General features: G+C 72.0%; 2 protein-coding genes. Both read right to left on the bottom strand.

Annotated elements, in window-relative coordinates:
* The coding region (locus A612_RS12215; RefSeq protein ID WP_019374754.1) for a THUMP domain-containing class I SAM-dependent RNA methyltransferase at positions 1–580 on the bottom strand (580 nt) is incomplete at its 3' end.
* Positions 581–623: 43 nt separating this feature from the next.
* Positions 624–1,407: RNA polymerase factor sigma-54 (gene rpoN, locus A612_RS12220; protein ID WP_019374755.1), on the bottom strand; the 784-nt coding region annotated here is incomplete at its 5' end.

Here is a 1,407-nt window from a genome sequence, read left to right on the forward strand (position 1 = left end):
CGGCGATCATCGCGGCGGCCAGCGTCTCCTTGAGCGGCGCGTCGCCCTTGGCACCACCGCCCGCCACGTCGCGCCAGCCGCGCTTGAACAGCGGCTCGCCCGAGGTGTCGATGTAGAGCTGCGCCTCATCCCCCGCCAGGTGCAGGTGGATGCGCACGTCGGGCCAGCGCGTCTGCACGTCCGGGCGCACGCCGGCCTTGGCGCGGAAACGGTCGGCGACCGCGTCCTTGACGCGCAGCGCGGCGAAGTTCAGGCTCTTCAAGGGGCTGTGCTGCGCCGTGACCTCGATCTTGAAGCTCTGGCGCGGCGTGAACCAGATCTCCCAGGCGATGCCCGACGCCAGCGCATACAGGTCGTCCTCGCTGCGGTAGGGCTGGGCGCCCAGGCGCACCAGCACGCGCTGCGCCAGGCGGCTGTGCAGGTTGAGCGCCAGCGCATCGCGCCAGGAGCTGCGCAGCAGCACGCCGCCGCGCCCGGTCAGCAGGTCGTGGCCCGTCAGGCCCGTGAGCGCGTGCACCTCGTCGGCGAGGAAGTCCTCCACGCCGGCGGCGCAGGGCAGGAAAAGGGTCAGCTCGTTCATGGCGAAAGGCGGGGATGGCGCGGCGCGGACGGGTGGACGGGCGTCACAGCGCCTTGCGCAGGTTGGCGGGCGGGATCTTCAGCGCCTCTCGGTACTTGGCGACCGTGCGGCGGGCGCACTCGATGCCCTGCTCCTTGAGCAGGTCGGCGATCTTGCTGTCCGACAGCGGGCGCGCCGGATCCTCGGCCGCCACCAGCTGGCGGATCAGCGCGCGCACCGCCGTGCTGGATGCATTGCCGCCGGTCTCCGTTCCCAGGCCCGAGCCGAAGAAGTACTTCAGCTCGAAGGTGCCCTGGGGCGTGGCCATGTATTTTCCATTGGTCACGCGCGAGATGGTCGACTCGTGCAGGCCCAGCTCCTCCGCGATGTCGCGCAGCACCAGCGGCCGCATCGCCAGCTCGCCGTGCACGAAGAAGCTGCGCTGGCGCTGCACGATCGCCTCTGCCACGCGCAGGATGGTGTCGAAACGCTGCTGCACGTTGCGAATGAACCAGCGCGCCTCCTGCAGGTGCTGCTGCAGCTGCGGATGCCCGGCCGCGCCGCGCTGGCCGCGCAGGGCACTGGCGTACAGCTCGTGCACGCGCAGGCGCGGCAGCACCTCCGGGTTCAGCTGCACCTCGAAGGAGGGCTGCGTGGCGCGCCCGGTGCGCCGCACGATCACGTCCGGCAGCACCACCTGGCCGCGCACGTCGGCAAAGCGCCGGCCCGGGTGCGGCTCCAGCCGCGCGATGAGCGCCATCGCGGCGCGCGTGTCGTCTTCCGCCGCATGGCACAGCAGCGACAGACGCCGCACGTCGCGCCGCGCCAGCAGCTCCAGCGGCTGGGGG

Source organism: Melaminivora alkalimesophila, assembly GCF_000282995.1.
Lineage (GTDB): Bacteria > Pseudomonadota > Gammaproteobacteria > Burkholderiales > Burkholderiaceae_C > Melaminivora > Melaminivora alkalimesophila.